General features: G+C 30.4%; 25 protein-coding genes and 1 other annotated feature. Of the genes, 23 read left to right on the forward strand and 2 right to left on the reverse strand.

Annotated features, from left to right (window positions below; translation table 11 throughout):
- The first annotated feature begins 500 nt into the window (after window positions 1-500).
- The 20 genes from spoVS (at window position 501) to N4A57_RS12260 (ending at window position 19,815) form a co-directional block, all read left to right on the forward strand.
- Complete coding sequence (gene spoVS, locus N4A57_RS12165) at window positions 501-761, forward strand: stage V sporulation protein SpoVS (protein ID WP_095129775.1); 261 nt, start codon at window positions 501-503, stop codon at window positions 759-761.
- 113 nt (window positions 762-874) lie between these two features.
- The gene (locus N4A57_RS12170) at window positions 875-1,693 is read left to right on the forward strand and encodes a PHP domain-containing protein (RefSeq protein ID WP_293658267.1); all 819 of its coding nucleotides are present in this window, start codon (window positions 875-877) and stop codon (window positions 1,691-1,693) included.
- A gap of 65 nt (window positions 1,694-1,758) precedes the next feature.
- A complete protein-coding gene (purB, locus tag N4A57_RS12175) occupies window positions 1,759-3,189 on the forward strand; it encodes an adenylosuccinate lyase (protein WP_293658268.1) in 1,431 nt (476 codons plus the stop codon).
- A gap of 279 nt (window positions 3,190-3,468) precedes the next feature.
- Window positions 3,469-3,867 (forward strand): TIGR04086 family membrane protein, encoded by a 399-nt coding sequence (locus tag N4A57_RS12180; RefSeq protein WP_293658269.1) that lies wholly within the window; start codon window positions 3,469-3,471, stop codon window positions 3,865-3,867.
- A 58-nt stretch (window positions 3,868-3,925) separates the two neighbouring features.
- A complete protein-coding gene (gene scfA / locus N4A57_RS12185; RefSeq protein ID WP_095129783.1) occupies window positions 3,926-4,072 on the forward strand; it encodes a six-cysteine ranthipeptide SCIFF in 147 nt (48 codons plus the stop codon).
- Window positions 4,073-4,245: 173 nt separating this feature from the next.
- Complete coding sequence (scfB, locus tag N4A57_RS12190; protein WP_293658270.1) at window positions 4,246-5,595, forward strand: thioether cross-link-forming SCIFF peptide maturase; 1,350 nt, start codon at window positions 4,246-4,248, stop codon at window positions 5,593-5,595.
- Between the two features lie 12 nt (window positions 5,596-5,607).
- Complete coding sequence (locus N4A57_RS12195; RefSeq protein WP_293658271.1) at window positions 5,608-6,120, forward strand: gamma carbonic anhydrase family protein; 513 nt, start codon at window positions 5,608-5,610, stop codon at window positions 6,118-6,120.
- Between the two features lie 28 nt (window positions 6,121-6,148).
- Complete coding sequence (secD, locus tag N4A57_RS12200; protein ID WP_293658272.1) at window positions 6,149-7,396, forward strand: protein translocase subunit SecD; 1,248 nt, start codon at window positions 6,149-6,151, stop codon at window positions 7,394-7,396.
- Window positions 7,397-7,413: 17 nt separating this feature from the next.
- On the forward strand, window positions 7,414-8,295 hold the full coding sequence (secF, locus tag N4A57_RS12205) for a protein translocase subunit SecF (protein ID WP_293658273.1): 882 nt from the start codon (window positions 7,414-7,416) through the stop codon (window positions 8,293-8,295).
- A gap of 157 nt (window positions 8,296-8,452) precedes the next feature.
- Window positions 8,453-8,965, forward strand: coding sequence for an adenine phosphoribosyltransferase (locus tag N4A57_RS12210; RefSeq protein WP_293658274.1), 513 nt, complete (start codon window positions 8,453-8,455; stop codon window positions 8,963-8,965).
- A gap of 70 nt (window positions 8,966-9,035) precedes the next feature.
- Window positions 9,036-11,207, forward strand: a complete 2,172-nt coding sequence (locus tag N4A57_RS12215; protein WP_293658275.1) for a RelA/SpoT family protein — start codon at window positions 9,036-9,038, stop codon at window positions 11,205-11,207.
- A 13-nt stretch (window positions 11,208-11,220) separates the two neighbouring features.
- On the forward strand, window positions 11,221-11,670 hold the full coding sequence (gene dtd / locus N4A57_RS12220; RefSeq protein WP_293658276.1) for a D-aminoacyl-tRNA deacylase: 450 nt from the start codon (window positions 11,221-11,223) through the stop codon (window positions 11,668-11,670).
- 10 nt (window positions 11,671-11,680) lie between these two features.
- Window positions 11,681-12,301: an MBL fold metallo-hydrolase gene (locus N4A57_RS12225; protein ID WP_293658277.1), complete on the forward strand. Its 621-nt coding sequence runs from the start codon at window positions 11,681-11,683 to the stop codon at window positions 12,299-12,301.
- 64 nt (window positions 12,302-12,365) lie between these two features.
- Entirely contained in the window at window positions 12,366-12,545 is a 180-nt protein-coding gene (locus N4A57_RS12230; protein WP_293658278.1) for a hypothetical protein, read from the forward strand.
- Between the two features lie 14 nt (window positions 12,546-12,559).
- On the forward strand, window positions 12,560-14,041 hold the full coding sequence (gene hemZ / locus N4A57_RS12235; protein ID WP_293658279.1) for a coproporphyrinogen dehydrogenase HemZ: 1,482 nt from the start codon (window positions 12,560-12,562) through the stop codon (window positions 14,039-14,041).
- Window positions 14,042-14,085: 44 nt separating this feature from the next.
- Window positions 14,086-14,293, forward strand: a binding site (T-box leader).
- Between the two features lie 128 nt (window positions 14,294-14,421).
- On the forward strand, window positions 14,422-15,678 hold the full coding sequence (gene hisS, locus N4A57_RS12240; RefSeq protein ID WP_330671513.1) for a histidine--tRNA ligase: 1,257 nt from the start codon (window positions 14,422-14,424) through the stop codon (window positions 15,676-15,678).
- 11 nt (window positions 15,679-15,689) lie between these two features.
- Window positions 15,690-17,468: an aspartate--tRNA ligase gene (aspS, locus tag N4A57_RS12245; RefSeq protein ID WP_293658280.1), complete on the forward strand. Its 1,779-nt coding sequence runs from the start codon at window positions 15,690-15,692 to the stop codon at window positions 17,466-17,468.
- 133 nt (window positions 17,469-17,601) lie between these two features.
- A complete protein-coding gene (locus N4A57_RS12250) occupies window positions 17,602-18,030 on the forward strand; it encodes a SoxR reducing system RseC family protein (protein ID WP_293658281.1) in 429 nt (142 codons plus the stop codon).
- Between the two features lie 100 nt (window positions 18,031-18,130).
- Complete coding sequence (glyA, locus tag N4A57_RS12255; protein WP_293658282.1) at window positions 18,131-19,360, forward strand: serine hydroxymethyltransferase; 1,230 nt, start codon at window positions 18,131-18,133, stop codon at window positions 19,358-19,360.
- 185 nt (window positions 19,361-19,545) lie between these two features.
- Window positions 19,546-19,815: a DUF3343 domain-containing protein gene (locus N4A57_RS12260; protein ID WP_293658283.1), complete on the forward strand. Its 270-nt coding sequence runs from the start codon at window positions 19,546-19,548 to the stop codon at window positions 19,813-19,815.
- Window positions 19,816-19,883: 68 nt separating this feature from the next.
- Here N4A57_RS12260 and N4A57_RS12265 read toward each other — a convergent pair whose 3' ends face one another.
- On the reverse strand, window positions 19,884-21,281 hold the full coding sequence (locus N4A57_RS12265; RefSeq protein ID WP_293658284.1) for a hypothetical protein: 1,398 nt from the start codon (window positions 21,279-21,281) through the stop codon (window positions 19,884-19,886).
- A gap of 188 nt (window positions 21,282-21,469) precedes the next feature.
- On the opposite strand from N4A57_RS12265, the gene N4A57_RS12270 reads away from it, so the two are divergent.
- On the forward strand, window positions 21,470-22,261 hold the full coding sequence (locus tag N4A57_RS12270) for a hypothetical protein (RefSeq protein ID WP_293658285.1): 792 nt from the start codon (window positions 21,470-21,472) through the stop codon (window positions 22,259-22,261).
- Between the two features lie 84 nt (window positions 22,262-22,345).
- Here the strand turns inward: N4A57_RS12270 and N4A57_RS12275 are convergent, their stop codons facing one another.
- Complete coding sequence (locus N4A57_RS12275) at window positions 22,346-23,662, reverse strand: hypothetical protein (protein WP_293658286.1); 1,317 nt, start codon at window positions 23,660-23,662, stop codon at window positions 22,346-22,348.
- A gap of 129 nt (window positions 23,663-23,791) precedes the next feature.
- On the opposite strand from N4A57_RS12275, the gene N4A57_RS12280 reads away from it, so the two are divergent.
- On the forward strand, window positions 23,792-24,517 hold the full coding sequence (locus N4A57_RS12280) for a hypothetical protein (RefSeq protein WP_293658287.1): 726 nt from the start codon (window positions 23,792-23,794) through the stop codon (window positions 24,515-24,517).
- Between the two features lie 27 nt (window positions 24,518-24,544).
- The gene (locus tag N4A57_RS12285; RefSeq protein WP_293658288.1) at window positions 24,545-25,537 is read left to right on the forward strand and encodes a glycosyltransferase family 4 protein; all 993 of its coding nucleotides are present in this window, start codon (window positions 24,545-24,547) and stop codon (window positions 25,535-25,537) included.
- Window positions 25,538-25,758: the final 221 nt, after the last annotated feature.

Consider the following 25,758-nt stretch of genomic DNA (forward strand, 5'->3'; position numbering starts at 1 on the left):
GCTTAAAATATATTGTTCAAAACTCGTAATGCGGATGGAAGAAGAACATCGGAAAGCCGTATGAGGGAGAACCTCACGTACGGTTTGATGAGGAGATGGTGGAAGAGAATAAATCAAATCCACCATTTTACTCTACAATTATAAATTTTTGAAAACTGTGGATAAGTAAAAAATAAGGGGGTGTGGGGGAAGAATTCCCCTGCCTTTTCAAAGGAGGGTGTTCAGCAACGTTAGTATACGCCTGCGGGAACCATAGGGTTCCGTAGCGAATCGTACGAAGTACGATTTTTTATATTATTTTAATATTATCCCATTATCATTTGAAGTCAAATACCTTGAAGTTACACGTTTTTTTGAGTTTTCTTGTAAATAAAAATTTTTTGTAATTTTTTAATATTATTTATAAAAAAGAAGGAATTAGACCTGAAACGTAGAATATATATAAAGAGCAAATGTTAAAAAAAACCAAAATCAAAGGAAAACTATAGGGGGGCGTAATCATGGAAGTATTAAAAGTATCAGCAAAATCAAGTCCAAATTCTGTTGCAGGAGCATTAGCAGGAGTTTTACGAGAGTGTGGAGGCGCTGAAATTCAAGCAATAGGGGCTGGGGCTCTAAATCAAGCAGTAAAGGCTGTAGCAATTGCTAGAGGATTTGTTGCTCCAAGTGGTGTAGACTTGATATGCATCCCAGCATTTACTGATATAATGATTGACGGGGAAGAAAGAACGGCAATTAAGTTAATTGTTGAACCAAGATAGTTGGATATAGTAATGAAAAAACCTGCTTAAAAGCAGGTTTTTTCATTTCATCAATTAGGTAAATAATAAAAAAGAAATTAAAGGTAATAATAATTAATCAAGAAGGTGATGGAATGGAAAAGATAGATATGCATGTACATACTACTGCATCAGATGGGATTTTTACTCCAAAAGAAATAATAGAATGGGCTTTAAAATTAAATCTTGCAGGAATTGCTATAACTGATCATGATACGGTAGAGGGAATAAAGGAGGCAATTGAAACATTAAAAGATAATACTGATTTTTTGTTAATTCCTGGTATTGAATTTAGCTGTTTACATGAGGGTAGTGAAGTACACATACTAGGCTATTTTATAGATTATGAAAATGAAGAATTAAACAAAATTTGTAGAAATATAAAGGAAGCAAGAAAAAGTAGAGCATTAAAAATAATAGAAAAGTTAAGGAATAAAGGTATGGATATAACTAAAGATGATCTTGTGAAAATAGGTCATGTTGAGTCTATTGGAAGACCTCATATTGCTAGGATCATGGTGGCAAAAGGCTATGTAAAGGATATGGAAGAGGCCTTCACTAAATGGATTGGAAGGAATAGACCTGCCTATGTGGAACGATACAAAATTTCAATCAAAGAGGCAGTTTATTATATTAGAAAAGCTGGGGGAGTTGCCGTATTAGCCCATCCTGGATTATTAGAGGAACATATAGATGTATTAGATATTATAAATTTAGGTATTGACGGGATAGAGGTTTATCACACTAAACACACAAAGGAAAAATGCGAACAATTTGAAAAAATGGCCAAAGAAAATGACAAACTGGTAACAGGGGGTACTGACTTTCATGAACCAGTATATGCATGTGAGCCTCATTTGGGAAAAATACATATAAAAAAACAGGAAATAGAAAAAATGTTAAGAAAACTATAGAAAAATAGAAAATATATAGTATAATTGATAGGGTAAAAAGTTTTAATTGAGAGGAGTACAAAAAATTGTCAAATTTATATAATAATCCTTTAATCAGCAGATATGCAAGCAAAGAAATGGCAGAAAATTTTTCAAATGATAAAAAGTTTAGTACTTGGAGAAAATTGTGGATAGCATTAGCAGAGGCACAAAGGGAACTAGGATTAAACATTGCACAAGAACAAATTGATGAAATGAAGAAATTTTGCGAAAACATAAATTATCATGTGGCAAAAGAAAGGGAAAGGGAGACTAGGCATGATGTCATGTCCCATGTATATGCATTTGGAGTACAGTGTCCAAAGGCTAAGCCAATTATTCATCTAGGAGCTACTAGTGCTTATGTGGGAGATAATACGGATGTAATAGCAATTAAAAAGGCATTAATCCTAATTAAAGATAAACTTGTAAACTTAATAAATGAATTAAGTAAATTTGCATTTGAATATAGAGAGGTTCCTACCCTTGGATTTACTCATTTTCAGCCAGCTCAATTGACTACAGTTGGTAAAAGAGCAACCCTATGGATTATGGAATTAATAATGGATTATGAAGATCTAATATATACTATTGATAGCATAATGTTTAGAGGTGTAAAAGGTACTACAGGTACACAGGCAAGCTATTTGAATTTATTTAATAATGATCATGAGAAAGTAGAGGCCTTAGACAAATTAGTTGCTAAGAAAATGGGATTTGAAAGGGTATTTCCTGTTACTGGCCAAACCTACAGTAGAAAACTTGATTATAAAGTTTTATCTGTCCTAAGTGGAATTGCCCAGTCACTACATAAAATGACTAATGATATAAGATTGTTACAGCATTTAAAGGAAGTAGAAGAACCCTTTGAGAAAAAACAAATAGGTTCGTCGGCTATGGCATATAAAAGAAATCCTATGAGAAGTGAGAGAGTTGCATCTTTAGCAAGGTATGTAATGTCTAGTGTGGGAAATACAGCTATGACTAGTTCAACCCAGTGGTTTGAAAGAACTCTAGATGATTCCGCTAATAGAAGAATTAGCATACCACAAAGTTTCTTAGCTACAGATGCCATATTAAAGATAGCCATTAATATTAGTCAAGGTATGGTAGTAAATGATAAGGTCATAAGAAAACACATAATGGAAGAACTACCTTTTATGACAACTGAAAATATTATAATGGAAGCAGTAAAAAGAGGTGGAGATAGACAAGAACTCCATGAAAAAATAAGAGAATATTCCATGGAAGCAGCTAGGGAAGTAAAAGAAAAGGGAAATAGAAACAATCTACTAGATATGATTGTGAATGATCAAGAGTTTGGATTGTCAAAGGATGATATTGATAAATTAATGGATCCGAAACTATACATAGGAAGGTCAAAAGAGCAAGTAGAAGAGTTTATAAAAACTAATGTAGCTCCAATTGTAGAAGAAAATCAAGGGGCATTAGGAATTAAGGTGACTTTAGAAGTATAAAAAATCGTACTTTGTACGATTCGCTATGGAACCCTATGGTTCCCGCAGGCGTATACTAACGTTGCTGAGCACCATCCTTTACAGAGGCAGGGGAATTTTTCCCCCACACCCCCTTATTTTTTACTTATCTAAAGTTTTAAAAAATTATAATTTCTTATAGCGTAAAAAATAAAAGTCAATTTGAAAAAATTGACTTTTATTTTTTAATGCCCATTTGGATAGTAATAATTAGGCTTTTATTTGAATACATATGTATAAGTAATTGGTGGAGGTGTTACTATGTCATATAAAAATAAAATGAAAATTGGTGGAGAAAAAATTTTTTGGACTTACGTAAAGGGAATTTTCACAGCTTGTACTTTAATGTTAGTAATGTTCATATTTTTGGCCTTATTAATTACATATACTAATGTATCTGAAAGTATAATTCCCATGGCATCTACCATATGTTTAGTAATAACAGCTATAATAAATGGTATGTATGTGGCTGGCAAAAGAAAAAAGAAGGGCTGGCTAAATGGTATAATTGCAGGAATTATATATATGTTAGTAATAATATTTTTAAGTTGGGTATTTATGAAAGAATTTAAACTAAGCATTTCCATATTATACAAGAGCATTATGGTTTTAGCATCTTCAATTGTAGGAGGGATGATAGGGGTTAATTTAAACAAATGACTTTGACATAATTTATCTTTGTGTTATAATTTAGTGGAAAGTCTTTTAAGGGAGGAATATTAAAATGAAGCACATAAAAACTTTAAGTAAAGCTACTTTAAAGGATAGCGCTCATAAGGGTGGATGTGGCGAATGTCAAACATCTTGTCAATCGGCATGTAAAACTTCATGTACTGTTGCGAACCAAGAGTGTGAAAATAGATAGTACATACTAGAAAAACAGTAATATGATCATATTACTGTTTTTTAAATACTTTATATAAATAATATACCTTTAGGGAGTTATATATAGATAGTAGTTAAAATCTTGGTTAATATATAGACATAAAAATTAGCTAATAATAAGAATCAGACGCATAACATTAGGAGGTTTATTTAATGATACATAAGTTTCAGTATAAGGATACAAAAATAGTTTTAGATGTGAATAGTGGATCTGTTCATGTGGTTGATAAAATAATATATGATATATTAGATTGGTATAAGAAAAATAGTGATGATGAGATTTTGGACAAGCTTAAGGACAAATATCCTGTAGCTGATTTAAAGGAAGCTATAGAAGAGCTTCACATATTAGAAAAAGAAGGATTTATTTATTCAGAAGATAATTATTCTAATCATCCAACCTTTATAAATAGAAAACCTGTAGTTAAAGCTCTTTGCCTTCACGTGGCCCATGATTGCAATATAAGATGCAAATATTGTTTTGCCTCCCAAGGGGATTTTAAAGGAAATAGATTATTAATGAGTGAAGAAGTAGGGATGAAAGCTTTAGATTTACTAATAGAAAAATCAGGAAATAGAAGGAATCTTGAAGTAGATTTCTTTGGAGGGGAACCTCTTATGAACTTTGAGGTGGTAAAGAATCTTGTTGAATATGGAAGAAAAAGAGAAAAGGAATTTAACAAGAAATTTAGATTTACCATAACTACAAACGGTCTATTGCTAGATGATGAAAAAATGGAATATATAAATGAACACATGGACAATGTGGTTTTAAGCATAGATGGAAGAAAAGATGTTAATGATAACATGAGATACACTATAAATGGTAATGGAACTTATGATATTATAGTTCCTAAATTTAAAAAGTTTGCCAATATTAGAGGTAATAAAAATTATTATGTAAGAGGGACTTTTACAAGAGAAAATTTAAATTTTTCTAAGGATGTACTTCATCTAGCCGATTTAGGATTCAAACAAACATCTGTGGAGCCTGTAGTAGATAGTGAAGAGAACGACTATGCCATAAGAGAAGAAGACTTAGATATAATATTCAAAGAGTATGAACTATTGGCGGATGAATATGTGAGAAGAACAAATGAAGGTGAAGGTTTTAACTTTTTTCATTTCATGATAGATTTAAATCAAGGTCCTTGTGTTATAAAGAGACTATCTGGATGTGGGGCTGGGTCAGAATATCTTGCAGTTACTCCAGAAGGGGATATATATCCATGTCATCAATTTGTAGGAAACGATAAGTTTAAGATGGGAGATGTATTTACGAAAAATGTAAATGCAGAGTTAGGAAATGTATTTAAAAATGCCCATGTATATAATAAAGAAAAATGCAACGATTGTTGGGCCAAGTTTTATTGTAGTGGGGGATGTCATGCTAATGCATTTAATTTTAATAATGACATAAATGTACCTTATGATATGGGATGTGAGATGGAGAAGAAAAGGATTGAATGTGCATTAGGAATACATGCTAATTTATCTAAATAGGGGGAAGATTAAATGATAATACCTTATGAGGGACATGAACCAAATATTCATGAAAGTTGCTATATATCAAGGAATGCCATAATCGTAGGGAGAGCTATACTTAAAGAAAATGTAAATATATGGTATGGCACCGTTGTTAGGGCTGATGATAATTATGTAACTATTGGAGAAAATACTAATATACAGGATAATTCTACTATTCACATATCAAGGGAATATGAAACCATTATAGGTAAGGATGTTACAGTAGGTCATGGAGCCATAGTACATGCTTGTACTGTTGGCAATAATGTATTGGTAGGTATGGGATCAATAATTTTAAATGGAGCTAAAATAGGAGACAATGTAATAATAGGGGCAGGGTCATTAGTACCTCCTAGAAAGGTAATACCATCTAATACATTGGTTATGGGATCTCCTGCAAAGGTAGTTAGAGAATTAACACAGGAAGATGTAGAAAGAATAAAAAAATCAGCTCAAGATTATATCCATTTAGCTAATAGACATAAGAAAGCTGATAAATAAAAAATAGGGAGAGTTAGGAGGGCAAACTATGAACTTAAAAAATGCCGTTATACTTATATTACTTATATGTTTAACAGTAACGGGAGCAGTGGCCGGTTTTAAGGGACTTGAAGCTGGAAATGTAAAAATAAAACCTGTTAAGGATATGATAGAATTAGGATTAGACTTAAAAGGTGGAGTATATGTGGTACTTGAAGCACAAACAGATGCTAAGGGTAATGAACTAGATAAAATTATGAATCAAACAAAAGAAGTGTTAGAACGTAGAATTGATGCAATGGGACTAACACAACCTAATGTAAACAGAGAAGGGGATAGACGAATTAGGGTAGAACTTCCTGGAGTTTCAGATTCTAATGAAGCTATTAAGGCTATAGGTAAAACAGCCCAGTTACAATTTGTTGATAAAGAGGGAAAAGTAATATTAACAGGAAACGATGTGAAAAATGCAGAACTAATGTTTCTAACTGATAAAGGGAATGTACCTGTAGTTTCTTTAGAATTTAAATCTGATGGAGCAGATAAATTTAGGGAAGCTACAAAAGAAGCATCTATTAATAGGGACCCAATCTTAATAGTATTAGATAACGCTGTAATATCAGCTCCTAGAGTTAATAGTGAAATTCCAAATGGAAAGGCCACTATAGAGGGGAATTTTACAAGGGAAGGAGCAGCTAATTTAGCAGCTCTAATTAGAGGTGGAGCATTACCTGTAGAATTAAAGGAAGTGCAATCATCAGTAATAGGACCTACTTTAGGGTTAGATTCTCTTAATCAAAGTGTAAAGGCTGCCTTATTTGGCATAATAGGTGTCTTTTTATTCATGTTAATCGTATATAGATTACCAGGGTTAATAGCTAATTTAGCTTTAGTAATATATATATTAATAGTATTATGGTCACTAATAGGATTTAATGCTGTTTTAACATTACCAGGTATTGCTGGATTGATACTTTCAATAGGTATGGCTGTAGATGCTAATGTAATCATATTTGAAAGAATTAAAGAAGAAATAAGAAATGGTAAAAGTATTAGAGCGTCCATTTCATCTGGTTTCTCAAGAGCCTTTAAAACCATACTAGACTCAAATGTTACTACACTAATAGCAGGTGTTGTATTGTATCAATTTGGTTCAGGTCCAATTAAGGGATTTGCAGTAACTCTAATGATAGGTATATTTGCAAGTATGATTACTGCGTTAGGAGTGACAAGACTAGTATTAAATATTGTAGCCAATGCTAAAGGATTAAAGAATCCTAAATTTTATGGGGCATAGAAAGGAGTGAGAGACAAATGAAAGTTATTGAAAAATCAAAAGTTTGGTTTGGACTTTCTACTGCCATTATTGTATTAGGTTTAATAATGGGAATGATAAGTGGATTTAATTTAGGAATTGACTTTACTGGTGGAACAATGATGCAGATACATATGGGAAAAACTGTACCAGTAGATGAAGTGAAAAATACCATAAAAGAATTTGAATTAGATGCAGACGTAATTCATGCAGGAATGGATAAAGAAGAAATAATTTTAAAGACTAAAAAGGATTTAAACAGTGAAAGTAGACAAGAAGTATTTAACAAGATAAAGAAAGACTACAATTTAAAGGATGAAGATTTTAGGCAAGCAGAACAATTTGGACCAAGTATAGGTAAAGAAATTCAGGCAAAGGCCATTAAATCTATTTTAATTGCATCCATATTAATGCTTATATATATTAGTTTTAGATTTGAACTGAAATTTGGTGTGGCAGCCATATTAACATTAATACATGATATTCTAGTGGTATTATCATTATTTGCCATATTTAAAATACCTATTAATAATTCCTTTGTGGCAGCCATGTTAACTATAGTAGGTTATTCTATAAATGATACAATAGTTGTATTTGATAGGATACGTGAAAATATAAGATTCTTAAAGAAGAAAAATTATGGGTTATTAGTAAATGAAAGTATTAGTCAAACAATTGTAAGATCAATAAATACTTCCGTAACCACCTTAATGACCATAACTTTCTTATATATCCTAGGAGTAGAATCTATAAAAGAATTTGCATTACCTCTAGTACTTGGGGTAGGTGTTGGAACATATTCTTCCATATTCGTTGCTAGTCCGATATGGGTAGGATGGAAAAATTATGAAGTTAGAAAAAAGGGCTATGGAGGAAGATAGATAATAGTTAATTTGAAAGTGGTGATTAATACAAATTATCACCATTTTCTCCGTTAATATAATATTTATTCTCAAGGATAGTATTGAATGAACAAAACATATATTTTATAATGAATTATACGCAATATTAAAAGAAGTATATTTAGGGAGGAAAAATATGAATTTAAAAGAAAAAATAAGGGAAATCGAAAATTTTCCACAAGAGGGAATTAGTTTTAAAGATATAACTACTCTGTTAAAGGATGGGGAGAGTTTTAGATATACTATAGATAAATTTGTAGAAGAATTAGAGGATATTGAGTTTGATCTCATAGTAGGACCAGAATCAAGAGGGTTTATAGTAGGAACACCCCTTTCTTATGCTACAAAAAAAGGCTTTGTTCCTGTAAGAAAACCAGGTAAATTACCAGGTGAAACTGTAAAATATGAATATGATTTAGAATACGGAAGTGATTCATTAGAAATACATAAAGATGCAATACAAAAGGGACAGAAGGTTGTTATAGCAGATGACCTATTAGCTACAGGTGGTACATTACTTTCAACTATTAAATTAATAGAAGAATTAGGTGGAGAAGTAGTAGGAGTATTATGTTTAATTGAGTTATGTCACTTAAACGGTAGAAAACGATTAAGTGATTACAATGTTAAATCATTAATTCAATATTAGTGGTGGAATTTTACCACCACTAATTCTCTATTCACTATGTTAAAGATAGGTATAACTTAAGGGTGATGATATGATAGAAAAATTGCTAGCACAAATACAACAATATAATTCACTTTGTGACAGACGATTAATTATAAAGGCATATAATTTTGCAGAAGCGGCTCACGAGGGACAAGTTAGAAAATCTGGGGAAAAGTATTTTATTCATCCTGTTGAGGTGGCCAAAATACTTGCTGAGTTACACATGGATGATGCCACCATTGTGGCAGGCCTTATGCATGATGTTATTGAGGATACTAAATATACTTATGATCAGATAAAAGATGACTTTAGTGAAGAAGTGGCTATTTTAGTGGAAGGTGTTACAAAGTTAGGTAGATTTACATATGAAACAAAAGAAGAAAGACAGGCAGAGAGTCTTAGAAAAATGTTTTTGGCAATGGCGAAGGATATAAGAGTAATAATTATTAAATTAGCTGACAGACTTCATAATATGCGAACTTTGAAATATATGACTGAGAATAAAAAGAAGGAAAAAGCTAGAGAGACCCTAGAAATTTATGCTGCCATAGCCCATCGATTAGGTATATCTAAAATAAAATCTGAATTAGAAGATTTATCTCTCAGATATTTAGACCCAGAAGGATATTATGATTTAGTTGAAAAGGTTTCTAAGAAGAAGAGAGAAAGAGAGGCTTACATTAATCAAGTAATAAGCCAATTAGATACTACTCTATCAAGAAGTTTAGATTTTAAATATGAAATAAGTGGTAGATCTAAGCATTTTTATTCTATATACAGAAAAATGGTATATAGACATAAGTTATTTGAAGAAATTTTTGATTTGACTGCCATAAGAGTATTAGTAGATAAGGTTAGAGATTGTTATGGAGTACTAGGTATCGTACATACTATGTGGAAGCCAATTCCAGGTAGGTTTAAAGATTATATAGCAATGCCTAAGCCTAATATGTATCAATCACTACATACTACAGTTATAGGTCCTGATGGTGAACCACTAGAAATTCAAATAAGAACATGGGAAATGCATAGGATAGCAGAATATGGTATTGCTGCCCATTGGAAATATAAAGAAGGACAGTCTGTAGATGCCTCTAATGATGACAAATTAAGATGGTTAAGACAATTATTAGAATGGCAAAGGGACATGAATGACCCTAAAGAGTTTATGGAATCTTTAAAAATTGATTTGTTTACTAACGAGGTATTTGTATTTACTCCTAAAGGGGATGTAATTGATCTGCCAGCAGGATCAACACCCATTGATTTTGCCTATAAAATCCATTCTGCCATAGGTAATAGTTGTATAGGGGCTAAAATAGATGGTAGAATAGTGCCCATTGACTATAAACTTAAAAATGGTAATATAGTACAAGTTCTTACATCAAAAAATTCTAATGGACCAAGCAGAGACTGGCTGAAGTTTGTTAAAAGTACTCAGGCTAAAAATAAAATAAAACAATGGTTCAAAAAGGAACGTAAAGAAGAAAATACAATAAAAGGCAAAGAAATGCTAGAAAAGGAAATTAAGAGATATGGCTATGAACCACATGAACTCTTAAGAACAAAATGGCTAAATAGTTTAGTTAAAAAATTGAGTTTACATTCCATTGAAGATTTATATGCTGCCATAGGTTATGGTGGAATATTGCTTAGTCAAGTAGTCCCTAGATTGAAGGAAAAACATAAGGAAACTAAAACGGAAGAAAAATCCAATGAAGAGATAGCTGAAAATATTAATAAACAACCTAAGAAAAGGTATGATAAAAGAAGTACACAAGGTATTCGTGTAAAGGGAATAGATAGCATTTTAGTAAGATTTTCTAAGTGCTGTAGCCCTGTGCCAGGAGATGAAATTGTAGGATTTATAACAAGGGGAAGAGGCGTATCCATACATAGGAAAGATTGTATTAACATAACCAATGGAAATGAAGATCTAGACAGATTTATAGAAGTGGAATGGATTGAAGATAGACAAAAGTCCTATCAAACTGAAATACAAATCATATCTGCAGATAGAAAAGGACTTTTATCTGAGGTTACAAGTGTACTTGCTGATATTAAATTGACTGTAACTGCAATCAATGCAAGAAGTACAAAGGATAAGGTTGCCATAGTAAATTTAACTATAGAAATTAACAATGTGGCTCAATTAGATAAATTAATTAACAAAATAAGGAGTATGGATGGTGTAATAGAGGTAAAACGTGTAAATTCATAATAGGAGGGATATTATGCGTGCAGTAGTACAAAGGGTAAGTAGTGCTAGTGTGGATGTGGATAATGAAAGAGTTGGAGCCATAGAAAAGGGTTTATTAGTATTACTTGGAGTAGAAGAAACGGATACTTCGAAGGATTTACAGTATATGGTTGATAAAATTTTAAATTTAAGAATATTTGAAGATGAAAATGAGAAGATGAATTTATCACTAAAGGATGTGGGTGGTCAATTAATGGTAGTTTCTCAATTTACTCTCTTAGGCGATTGCAGAAAGGGAAGAAGACCTAGCTTTGTGGAAGCTGCAAAACCTCATAAGGCAAACGAACTATATGAAGAATTTGTTATGAAATGTAGAAATGAAGATATAAAAGTAGAAACAGGAAAATTTCAAACTCATATGCATGTGAACTTATGTAATGATGGTCCTGTTACCATATTAGTAGATAGTCATAAAAAGTTCTAGGAGTGATTAGATGATAATTGAAAGAATACCAGCAGGCATATATGCCACAAATTGCTACATATTAGCATGTGAAGAAACTTATGAATGTGTAATCATTGATCCTGCAGGAAGTGAGGAAAATATACTTAATTATATTGAAGAAAATGATTTTACACCTAAATATATAATATTAACTCATGGTCATGGAGATCACATTGGAGCAGTAGAAGGATTAAGAGAAAAATTTAATTTAAAAGTATTAATTCATAAAGATGATGAGTATATGCTTAAAAATGCAAATCACAATTTATCTGCCCTTATGAGTGGTCCGAGTATTGAATTTAATAGTGATGAGGCCTTTGAAGATGGACAGGTTATTAAAGTGGGGAATTTAGAGTTACTTTTAATCCATTCACCAGGCCATACAAGGGGAAGCAGTTGTATATTAGTTGAAAATGTACTGTTTACTGGAGATACCTTATTTGCTAATTCTATAGGAAGAACGGATTTAGAAGGTGGATCCTTTGAAGATATTATAAAGTCAATAAAAGAAAAACTTATAATATTAGATGAAAATGTAAAGGTATTACCTGGACATGGTCCCGCATCAACTATAGGAATAGAAAAAGCCACAAATCCATATGTAAGATAACCATGAATATCCTCCAAATTTTATGTTAAGAATATTACTATCATAAGATTTAGGAGGGTTAACTATGAAAAACAAAAAAAACAAATCATTCAGATACAGAAGTGAGAAAATTGTGGATATGAATTTTCATGATTTCATGGATATGGTAGATTATGGTATGAACGATGAGGAAATAGCTTATGAATTAGGAGTTACAAAGGGAGAGGTAATGAAGCTCAAAAGTGAAATTCATAAGGAACTTTAGTTAGGAGTTTATTGATGATACATGTGAAATTAGAAGGCCATGATTATGAATATGAAATTGGCGAATTGATTAAGGTATTTTATAATGTTGATGAATTTCAATTTGCAGATGAAATCACAAATGATAGAGTAGGAATTATAAATAAACTATATTATGAGAACGAAAAGAAATTTTCAATATCTAGCCTTTATGATAAGGGCAAAATAATAATGGAAATAAAAGAAGAATTTAATATAGAAGATAGGAATCCATTAAAAGAGAGAAAACTAGTTAAGCAAAAGTTAAAGTTGACTCTATTTGAATTGCTAGCCCAATATAGGAAAAGAAGACCTAAGTGGGGGATTTTGACAGGAATACGTCCTACTAAAATTGTATATGAACTCATGAATGAGGGTTTTACAGAGGAAGAAATTAAAAATATATTAAAAGTCCAATATAGATTAAATGAAGAAAAAATCCAATTATTAATTAATATAGTTAACATTGAAAAAAATCTAATGAACAATAAAGAAGATTATGTGAGTATATATATAGGCATTCCCTTTTGTCCTACAAAGTGTTTATATTGTTCCTTTCCATCTAATAGCATATGTAAAAAGAATGATAAAAGAGAAGCTTATATAGAGAGCTTAGTCTATGAAATAAAAGAAGTGTCGATTATCCTAAGGGAAGGTAATAAAAAAATAGATACCATATACATAGGTGGTGGAACACCTACTTCCCTTACGAATGATCAACTAGATAAATTATTTGTAACTATTAAAGAAGAACTTGATTTAAGTGAAGTAAGAGAGTTTACAGTAGAAGCAGGAAGGCCAGATACTATTACCATTGAAAAATTAGAAACAATTAAAAAACATGGGATAGAAAGAATCAGCATAAATCCTCAAACTATGAATGATCCTACTCTAAAACTAATTAAAAGGGATCACACTGTAGAGGATATAAAGAGTACATATAAATTGGCAAAACAAATTGGGTTTAAAACTATAAATATGGATTTAATAATAGGGTTACCTAATGAGGGTATAGATGAGTTTGAGAATACAATGAAGGAAATGATCAAATTAGATCCAGAAAATATAACTGTCCATACTTTAGCTATTAAAAAGAGCTCTATTTTAAAGGCCAACAAAGAAAAATATAAACTATGCCATGAAAATAGTGCTGAAAAAATGATAGAATTAGCTAACAAGTATTGCAAAAAAATGGGTATGTCTCCTTATTATATGTACAGACAAAAGTATATGGTTGGAAATCTAGAAAACATAGGATATGGGAAGGTTAATCATGAATGTATTTATAATATTGAAATTATAGAGGAAAAACAAACTATAATAGCATTAGGAGCTGGAGCCGTGTCCAAGATATATTATCCTGAAGAAAATAGACTTGAAAGGGTACCTAATGTGACTAGTTTAGACCATTACATAAACAGAACTAAGGAAATGGTGGAAAGAAAGAAGAAAGAATTATTAGGTAAAAATATGAAATAATATTGACATAATTTGTTTTAATTATATATAATTAATTTAAAAGTTTAAATGCTTTGATAAAGATTAGTAGGTATGATACTATTTGCAGCGAGTTGAGGAAGGTGAGAGCTCAATAATAAAAGGTTATACTAAAGACACTTTTGAGCACATTATTTGAATAAAGTAGGATAATGCGTAATTCGGCGTTAACGAATTTAAGTGGAGGAATTCAATTAAGGGTGGCACCGCGGGATTAAACTTCTCGTCCCTTTATATGTTTATATATGGGATAGGGGGGTTTTTTTATTTGAAAAATTTTCTACTAAGTAAAATTTTCATCAAGTGGTAAAAATACAAACTTTATTTAATCTAAAGAATTATGTTTATAAAGGAGGATAAGAATGAAAGCACCAAGAGGTACTAAGGATGTGCTACCTAAAGAGGTATATAAATGGCATTATCTTGAGGATACATTCAGAGAAACTTGTAAAAATTTCGGATATAATGAAATTAGAACCCCCATATTTGAGCACACAGAATTATTTAAAAGAGGAGTAGGTGAGACTACAGATATTGTTCAAAAGGAAATGTATTCTTTCCAAGATAATGGAGGAAGGGATATAACTTTAAAACCAGAGGGCACAGCCCCTGTTGTAAGATCCTTTATTGAGCATAAATTATATGCAGACGCTCAACCAACAAAATTATATTATGCAACTCCATCTTTTAGATATGAAAGACCACAAGCGGGTAGACTAAGAGCTTTTCATCAGTTTGGTATAGAAGTTTTTGGAACTACAAATCCTCAAATTGATGCAGAAATAATTGGAGTTGCCATGGACTTTTTTAGCAGACTACATATTAAAAATTTAGAACTTAGAATAAATAGTGTTGGATGTAAAAAATGTAGAAGTGAGTATAATGAAATTTTGAAAAAATATTTATCTACTAAAGTTGAGAATTTATGCAATACTTGCAATGATAGATATGAAAGAAACCCAATGAGAATAATAGATTGTAAAAATGAAAAATGCAAAGAAGAAGTAATTGATATACCACTTATGATAGATCATTTGTGTGAAGAGTGTAATAATGATTTTAATCAATTAAAAGAAAGTTTAAATTTGATGGATATAGATTTTATTGTAGATCCTAAAATTGTTAGAGGATTAGATTATTATACAAAAACTGCCTTTGAAATAATATCCAATGAAATAGGTTCTCAAAGTACCGTATGTGGAGGAGGTCGATATGATGGCCTTATTGAACAATTAGGTGGCCCATCCACACCGGGAATTGGATTTGGAATGGGTATTGAAAGACTCTTATTAACCCTTGAGAACAACAATATTAACATACCAAAGCCAGATAATCTAGATGTATTTATAGTAAGTTTAGGTGAAAAAAGTAATAGAGAATCTGTTAAAATACTAAAGAGTATAAGAAAAGAAAGACTTTCTGCAGATAAAGACTATTTAGAAAGAAGCATGAAGGCACAATTTAAATATGCAAATAAGAGAAATGCAAGATTTTGTATTGTAATTGGAGAAAACGAAATAGAAAAGGGTGTTGTAACTCTAAAAAATATGGAAACTGGAGAGCAAAGGGAGCTTTCAATCCATCATATAGGACAAGAGATAAAAAATATATGTAAATAGGAGGTAAAGTTATGGCTGATGTAATAGGTAATATGAAAAGAAATAATATGTGTGGTAACCTTACTACAGACAATATAGGGCAAGAGGTTACTTTAATGGGATGGGTTCAAAAAAGAAGGAATTTAGGTGGCCTTGTATTTGTAGATCTAAGGGATAGAACAGGTATATGTCAGGTGATATTTGACAAAGATGTATCAGAGGAGGCCTTTAATAAGGCAGAAGAAATAAGAAGTGAATTTGTAATAGGCATTAGAGGAATTGTTAGAAAAAGACAATCTGTAAATCCGAATATGCCAACGGGAGAAATAGAAATTTTTGTTGAAGAATTAAAAATATTTTCACAAGCTCAAACTCCTCCAATCTATATAGAAGATGATGATGATGTTTCTGAAAACTTAAGATTAAAGTATAGATACTTAGATTTAAGAAAACCTAAGATGCAAAAGAATTTAATGTTTAGACATAAGATTACTAAAATAGTTAGGGACTTTTTTGATGAAAATGGATTTGTGGAAGTTGAAACTCCAATGTTAACTAAGCCAACTCCAGAAGGAGCTAGAGACTATTTAGTACCAAGTAGAGTTAATCCAGGAAAATTCTATGCCCTACCTCAATCACCACAATTATTTAAACAATTATTAATGGTATCAGGAATGGATAGATATTTCCAAATAGTAAAGTGCTTTAGAGATGAGGATTTAAGAGCAGATAGACAGCCAGAATTTACTCAAATAGATGTGGAGATGTCCTTTGTTGATATAGATAATGTATTATCTATTAATGAAGAATTAATTAATAAAATATTTAAAGAGACTTTAGATGTAGATATTCATTTACCTATTGAAAGAATGCCTTATAAGGAGGCTATGGAAAGATTTGGTTCGGATAAGCCAGATACAAGATTTGGATTTGAATTGAAGTCTTTAAATGACATAATAGAGAACTCTGAATTTAAGGTATTTAGTGGTACTGTTAAGAAGGGTGGAGATGTTAGAGGTATCAACATAGATGGATATGGAGATAGTTTTAGTAGAAAAAACATTTCTAAACTAGAAGATTTTGCAAAAACATATGGAGCCAAAGGTCTTGCATGGATAAAAATTACTGAAGAAGGTATAAATTCTCCAATAAGTAAATTTTTAAGTGAAGATGAATTAAGTGGCATAGTGAATCGTTTTAATGCTAAGGCAGGGGATCTAATACTAATTGTGGCAGACGAATCAGATGTGGTATTTGATTCATTAGGCCATTTAAGGGTAGAAATAGCAAAGAGATTAGATATCTTAAATAAAGATGAATACAAGTTGCTGTGGGTGACAGAATTCCCTCTATTTGAATATGACAAGGAAGAAGATAGATACGTGGCTAAACACCATCCTTTCACATGTCCAATGGATGAAGATATACATTTACTTGAAACAGAACCTCATAAAGTTAGAGCTAAGGCTTATGATATTGTATTAAACGGAGTTGAAATTGGTGGTGGAAGTATAAGAATTCATAGTTCTGAACTTCAACAAAAGATGTTTAAGGCATTAGGATTTAGTGAAGAACAGGCCTGGGAAAAGTTTGGATTCCTATTAGAAGCTTTTAAATATGGAACACCGCCTCATGGAGGAATTGCATATGGATTAGATAGATTAGTAATGCTACTTACTGGCAATGACAGCATTCGAGAAGTAATAGCATTCCCTAAGACTCAAAATGCATCTTCTCCAATGACAGAAGCTCCAACCCATGTAGAAGTGAAGCAATTAGAGGAATTACACATAGAATCTGTAGTAGAATAAATATTAGGGTAACCATTTTGGTTGCCCTTTTTCCTTAGATAATTTATAATGAATTAGAGATATATTTATGGATAAAATATTGGAAAAATAGGGTATAATGTAATTGTACTAGAATTGAAGTAGGGGTGAAGATATGAATCAAGTAGGGTTTGTTACTAAAATTTTACCAAATAACAGGGCAGAGGTTAGTATGAAAAAACACGCTGCATGTGGTGAATGTGGTGCATGTCAGCATGGTCATGAAAATATGAGTTTGAATATTATAGCATTAAATAAGATAAAATCTATAGAAGGAGACAAAGTGGAAGTAGATCTAGAAACCTCAAATGTATTAGGAGCAGCTTTCATAATGTATGTGATTCCATTATTAACTATGGTAATTAGCATTTTTATAAGTAGACATGTCTTTGGAAATATGATAAAAATGGACAACTCTGAAATATATTCCATTTTAACAGGTTTCATATTTTTAGCTATAACTTTTTTTGGAATAAGATTAAATGAAAAGAAGTTTGAAGATAGTAAGAGGTATATACCTACTATAACTAGAATTATAGAATAAGGGCACAAGGATTATTAAGACACAATTACATATGTGAATGTAGAAGTTATAGTCACTTTAAGCTATATAATATTCTAAATATATTAAGGAGGGGTTATCTATGGACTTTAATAACTTAAAGGTTGTGGATGAAAAGGTACATGAGGCAATTTGTAATGAAATTGGTAGACAGAGAGAAAAAATTGAATTAATAGCTTCTGAGAACTTTGTAAGTGAAGCTGTTATGGAAGCTATGGGAAGTCAGCTTACTAATAAATACGCAGAAGGATATCCAGCTAAAAGATACTATGGCGGATGTGAACATGTAGATGTGGTAGAAGACCTAGCTAGGGACAGACTAAAGAAGTTATTCAATGCGGATCATGTAAATGTACAACCCCATTCAGGTGCCAATGCTAATATGGGAGTATATTTTGCCATATTAAAACCAGGAGATGTGGTTTTAGGTATGAATTTATCCCATGGTGGCCATTTAACCCATGGAAGTCCTGTTAATATTTCTGGAACATATTACAAATTTATTGATTATGGTGTAAATAAGGAAACAGAAACTATAGATTATGAAGAAGTTAGAAGAATTGCAATAGAAAATAAACCTAAGTTAATTGTAGCAGGTGCTAGTGCTTATCCTCGTACTATTGACTTTAAGAAATTTAGAGAAATAGCCGATGAAGTAGGGGCTTATTTAATGGTAGATATGGCACATATAGCAGGATTAGTGGCTGCTGGACTTCATGAAAATCCGTGCGAATATGCTCAATTTGTTACTACGACTACTCATAAGACACTAAGAGGTCCTAGGGGAGGAGCTATCCTATGCAAAGAAGAATTTGCTAAAAGAATTGATAAGGCCATTTTTCCAGGTACCCAAGGTGGACCTTTAATGCATGTTATTGCAGCTAAAGCAGTAAGCTTCAAAGAGGCCCTTGAAGATGAATTTATTACATATCAAAAACAAATTATTAAAAATGCAAAGAAACTTGGAGAAGAACTTGTAAAAAGAGGATTCAGACTAGTATCAGGTGGAACTGATAATCATTTAATATTAATAGATCTTAGAAATAAGAATATTACAGGTAAAGAGGCAGAGAAATTATTAGACGAAGCTGGAGTTACAGTAAATAAAAATACAATACCATATGATCCGGAAAGTCCTTTTGTAACTAGTGGAATACGTATAGGAACACCTGCAGTAACTACTAGAGGAATGAAGGAAAATGATATGGAAACAATAGCAGAGATTATGAGTATTATAATAGACAAAAAAGATACTATAGATGAAGCTAAAGTAATGGTTAAGGATTTGTGTGAAAAGTTCCCATTATATTAAATAAAATATAAAAAGGAAGGAAATTAGTGATTTAATTTCCTTCCTTTTTATATTTTGTAGACCCTTCTATTGCCTATCTTATTTCTACATCTTTTTGAATCGAAAAGCCTAATTTCTCTGAAGATTGTTTACCATATAATAAATTCATGAATATAATGATGTAAAAGAAAAATGGAGCTGATGAGATGTTATATCACAATGAAAAATATGTGATAGTATTTTCTTCTACCTATCATGGATACTATGTAGAAGAACTTCTTAGAAGAAATTTAATTCCTAATACCTTTAAAAAAGCCCCAAGAGCCATAGCACCATCATGTTATACGGCCATATATATACAAAAAAAGGATTTAGATGAAGCCATTGACCTAATAAGTCAGGCTAAAGTGTCTATTAAGGGAATTTATGAATTGATACAAATAGGAAGCATGCTGGATTATAAAAAAATACAATAGGATTAGGGACAAGTATGAAAGAGGGGAAAAAACTAATGTTTTAGATCCCCTCTTTTAATCATTACCTACTATTTGAAAATACGTTTAAGAATCCCACCTTTATTTATTTTATCAATTTCTTCCTTCAATTTCTGATTTTCATTGTATGAATTTTCAAGGAGTTTACTCATATCATGGAGACGTTTTTCATAGATTTTAATGGAATTTTGTAAAGATAAATTTTCTTCATTAGTGGAATTGTAATCATTTTGAATTTTTTTATGTTTGTTATTTAATATATTAATGTAATTCTTATTTTCCTTATCTAATTTTTTAAGTTCATCTCCCATGAGTTTTATTTTACCTTCTAAGGAATGGAGCAAATTTGTCTTTGCATAAAGTTCTTGTTCCTTTTTATATAGTGCTAATTTAAGAGATTTATAATTATCCTCATTAGATAAACTGTTTTTAAGGGGGAGATTCTTTTCTTTTGTTATTATTTCTGTAATGTCCATGGGAGATGGATTGGTAATATTATTACATATAATAAAATTTGATATATGAGAAAATACATTTTTATTGTGTTTATATACTCTTATTAAATGTAAGTTATGAAGGTCTAAACTATGAGGATGATTAAATGGGCCATTACTTGTCTTTTCTGTATAATAAACCATTTCATTAGAAAAAAAGTAGCATATTATGTTTGATTTTCCAATAGATAAAAAATGCCCCATAATGGGTGTAGATATTTCTAAGCTAATAGATGGGTTATTAATTATTTTATTTTCATATAGGGTTAAATATTTTATACAATAATTATTTTTATGCTTATCTGAATAGGCGATATGATGAGTATTATCTTCATCTACTACAGCGTCTATGGAAAAATTTTTAGCATATATGCAAGTGGATATTTTAATAGGAGCAGTCCAATTACTATTCATTAGCTTTGTATACATTAAGTTAAAAATCATATTATTATTGCTAAGATAAATTAAAGCTAAATTTTTATTGTGATCCTTATAGAAAAAATATGGAGTAGTTGAATTTTTCCCATGAAGACGGATTCTATTAAACACTTTTTTTCTCCAGGAAGAGTCTTCTATATAATAGGATAGTATGGAAAAAAATAAAGAAGAAGATTTACCTTTCCAACAAAAAACAATATGTGGTGAATTATGACAACAAATAATAGAAATATTTTTTATGGTTTCTTCCTGTTCTGAAATTTCATATAGTAAGTGATCACTCAAAATGTATTCGTGCCACTTATAATATATTAATTTTTTACATTTAGAATATAGAACTATATGTATACTACCTTCTTCATCCATGTCCAAATTATATTCATCCACTTCATAAGGACTTATTTGAATAATAGAATCTTTTAATTTATATTTTAAATAATTGCTTTCGTCAACGTATATATTAAAAATTTTATTATTGACATATAAAATCCTAGGAAGTTTTTTATTGTCTATCATACTACCACCTACCTTAATAAAATATATTACAGATTTTATTACAATATGAGGAGATTTTAATGAGGAATTTCAAAAGTTTTATCACCAAATAGGATAGAAATACATAATATACAATTAGAACAGGAGATTTATTTACTACTTACAGATAAGAATGTTTATCTTTAAATATTAAAAGAGGGGGAGAATATATGTACAAACAAACATCCTGTGGAATTAGTATGTATACTCCAGGTGTAATTCCAGAAGAGTTAAGAGAGCAATTTGGAAATGCATGTGAGCTAGTTTGCGTACAGATTCCTAAGGTATACGATTCTTGTCTTTTGAGATTATGTTTAGTAGGAGATCCAGATAAGGCCAATGAAGCAGAAGGCATTTTCTTTGATGCAGACTTGAGACTTAGAATTCCATGTAGTGTAGATGGAATAGTAAATGCAAGAGTTGTAGGCTTATTACCAAATTCCTTTAAGATAATCGATAAAAGAGAAGTTCCAGGAGATCCTAACAAAAAGATAATTAGCTATACCTATGCACTAGAAATAAAGTATACTGTTGTTAACGATGAAGGAATACCACAACCTGAAGACACATTAATTTTAAGAAGAAGTGAAACTGTAGGTCCATTATACTGTCCAGACTCAGAAACAATTATAAGAGAAACACCATATACAAATTATCCTGTAGATGAAGATATTATCAAATTAGAAATAATAGCCAAAGTTTTAGATGTACAGATAGATAAGGAAGAGTGCCCATGTACAGATCCATATCAAGACGTATGCTTTGCAGTATTTACAGTAGGAATTTATAATATAGTTAAGTGCGAATTAGTAGTTCAATTAGTAATGCCTGCATTTGGATTCTGTCCACCACCAAGACCATGTGAAAAAACGGGAGATCCATGTGAAATTTTTAACTCCCAATTACCACCTGCTTTCTTCCCACCACAACTAGATGATTTTATAACTGGTCCTTGTGTATAAATAAATTGAGATGTTCTAACCTAGAACATCTCAATTTATTTTTAAGGAGAAATTTGAATTATTTTTTTCATATGCCTTACTTTATTATTTGAATAGGCTTAGTAGTTTAGAAAAAAAATTTTTATTATCATTTTTGAGATTTTCATTTAACATATTACATTGATTTGTCAAAAATTCAATTTTTTCCTTAGTAAGTTCCTGTCTTTTAGTTAATAAGTTTAACAAGTTGTTTATATTCTCTTGTTTCTTTTTCATATCTTCCATAAGTAATAAAAAATTATTAAGATCATTGAAGCTTTCCTGTTTAATGCTATTAGGAATTGGTTCATCTAGTGGAACTATTTGGGGTGGAGTATTTTCTTTTTTATTATAATCTATAAGGTTTATACCTAAGATATATAATCTATTCTTTAAGATTGCGTAGGTAAAAGGTATCTTTAATAATTCATAATTAATATAATTATTTCCTAACAAGGTAGAGGGGACAAGTTCCTCATAATCGTATCCCATATTTTCAAATTCATCATTCCACAAATCTGTTAATACGCTTCTTGACTTAGATATAAATTGTCCATTTTCATTCCATAACACCTTTATAAAGTTAGATATTTTTATTATTATGGGATTGGTATTGTTAGTACTTTCCCTAGAAATTTTTTGTGCTTTAGCCCAAGTTCCCTTTGAGGAATTTAAATTTTCATTGCAAGTATAATAAATTCCTAGATTGTTGTTTTCTAGTTTAGACCAAACCATATGACCCTTGTTTAAGTTATCGCATAGTATAAAAGGGGTAGTATGAATGTTAAAGGTATTAAGTATTCTAGTTGGATGAGTCCAAAGGTCATAACTAGGGTTAAATTTACAATAATATATGAAGTATTTTCTATTATATAGAGATTTAAATACTATATGGATATTATTATGATAATCAACATCCACATTGAATGGATTGTTGTATTTTTCGGTGACTATATTACAAATTTTCCTAGTATACCATTTATGAATTTTATAGTAATGATGCTTTAGTGTCCAAAGTTCTGAGTTTAATATATTACATATACCTAATAATATATGTATTTCTTCATTTATGATGAAAATCTTTAAATTGGCCAAATTGTTGGAGTTGTGATCATATTTAGCTATAGACTTAAATTCATAATATCCGTTTTCATAGGTTGTGTATTTTAATTCTCCTAAGGATGATATGACTACTATATGAAATTTTTCATTTGAATCTATACCAATAGAATAATCTATAATATTTTTTACCAACTTTTTACTCATATAGACTTGATCGTCTTTTATTATGTCTAAATAAAGGTCTTTATCTTTTTTATAGAAAAAGTATATGAAATTAGTTTTGGAAAAATAAATATATTGATTTTTATAAACAGAGTTCATATAATATACCTCCTTTCATAAATTGTCCCATTATAATATATATTTTTTTATAAAAAAAAATTACAAATTAATTAAAAAATTTGATATTCAAAAGAATAAGGTCATATATATTATTTAAGGGGGGATAGTATGGAAGCTAGTTTTTCTAATAAGGGTAAAATATTAGAGGATAAAATATTAGAGCCCAACCCATATACATCAAATGATAAGAAGAAAGAATATAATGTAGAATTAATTGAAAATGAAAACTTCCTAAATGAAGTGGAATCTGTAGGGGTATTATTGGATAAAGTTTATTCATTTTGCCAACTTAGGGATTGTTTTCCAAAATTCAAAATAGATATACATGATTTTAGTAGAAAAACGGAATTTGTGAATATTATATTTCAAGAAGGCTATATTGAGAGGGGAACTTTAGAAATAAATTCTGTAGGAAAGAAAAGACCAAATTTTTCTAGGATAAAATTCACTCTAAAAATACCATTTACATTAAGTCTAAGAAACTTGACAACTAAAGAATTAATAAGTATGAATGGGATTTTACCAGAATTACAAAAGGATATTATAATGTATATACCAGAGGCAAGAAATGAATTTGATTTTAGAGTGGTTGCAGAAACTAGAACAGAAATATTATCTTCACCTGAAATCATAAATAATCAAATTGAAATTCCAATAGGCATATTTTCAATAATAAGAGTAGTTGGAAGAGTACAATTACTTGTACCAGCATATAAAGTAACACCAGAACCTCCAGATGCAGAAACATATGAGGATATGGAAGGAGCCATATGTGAAGCCTTTGATTCAAGAAACTTTCCAAAGGATTTTTTTCCAATAAAGGATAATCTATAATATAGGGGCTTTTAAGGAGGAATTAGGTTGCGCATATTATTTCAAATAAGAAAGGATTATAAAAAAAATCCAGCTGGCGACGCAGTAATATTTAATAATATGGTTAAAGGTCTGAGGAAATTAAATGTTTCTGTAGATGTCTACAATGATCATAGGATTTCAGTAAAAAAATACGATGTAGTTCATATTTTTAATACTATAAGGGTTTATGAAAGTTATAAATTTTTTAAAAATGCTGAAAATAGTGGGAAAAGAATTGTTGTAACGCCCATATATTGGAATTTAAGAGACTTTTACAAAAAAAGCAATAATATGGAATTAGTTAGGATATGGGAGAGCAATGAGAGTAAGAGAAAAGAAATGTTAGATAAATGTGACATTATACTAGTTCATGCACAAAGAGAATTAGATGAAATAGAAAAATTTTATGGAAAAAAGACAAATTATAAAATACTTCCCTATGGAGTTGACAATAAGTATATAAATGGGAAAAAGAATTATCTATCAAATAAATATAATATAGATAATTATATATTGTGCGTTGGTAGAATCCATAAACAAAAAAATCAAATATCTCTTCTAGAAGCTTTAAAAAAAGAAACAATTCCAATAGTTATAGCAGGGGATATTAATGATAAAGAGTACTTAAAAACATGTCTTAAAATAAGAAATAAAAATGTATTTATACTTAATGATAAAAGTAAATATGAGTTACCTTCTTTGTACAAAAGTGCTAAAGTTCATGTTCTTCCAAGTTTCTTTGAATATCCAGGATTAGCTAGCATGGAAGCAGGATTAGCAGGATGCAATGTGGTAACTACCCAAATAGGAACAACAAAAGAAATATTTAAGGATTATGCAAAATATTGTAATCCCTATGATGTAAATTCCATAAAGGAAAATATTATGGAGGCCTTTTGGGAAGAAAGAGATAGTAAATTAAGAGAAGATATATATGAAAACAACAATTGGGAAAAAATTTGCCTTAAACTAAAAAACATATATAGATCTTTAATATAAAATAATAGAAAATGTTTAGGTAGAAGGCCTAGGCATTTTTTAAGGCATATGAAAGAAATAAACTAGTAAGTTCTCTGAGGGATTTGGATTATTTTCAAGGCATGGTGAGCGAGCATATTAAACATATGTAAGGGATCCATAACGAAGAAAAGAATTCAAATAACCAGTGAAATGACTAATTTATTTTTTGAATATGCCTAATTAAACATATGTGAATAAAA

This window comes from Anaeromicrobium sp., from assembly GCF_025210435.1.
Taxonomy (GTDB): Bacteria; Bacillota; Clostridia; order Peptostreptococcales; family Thermotaleaceae; genus Anaeromicrobium.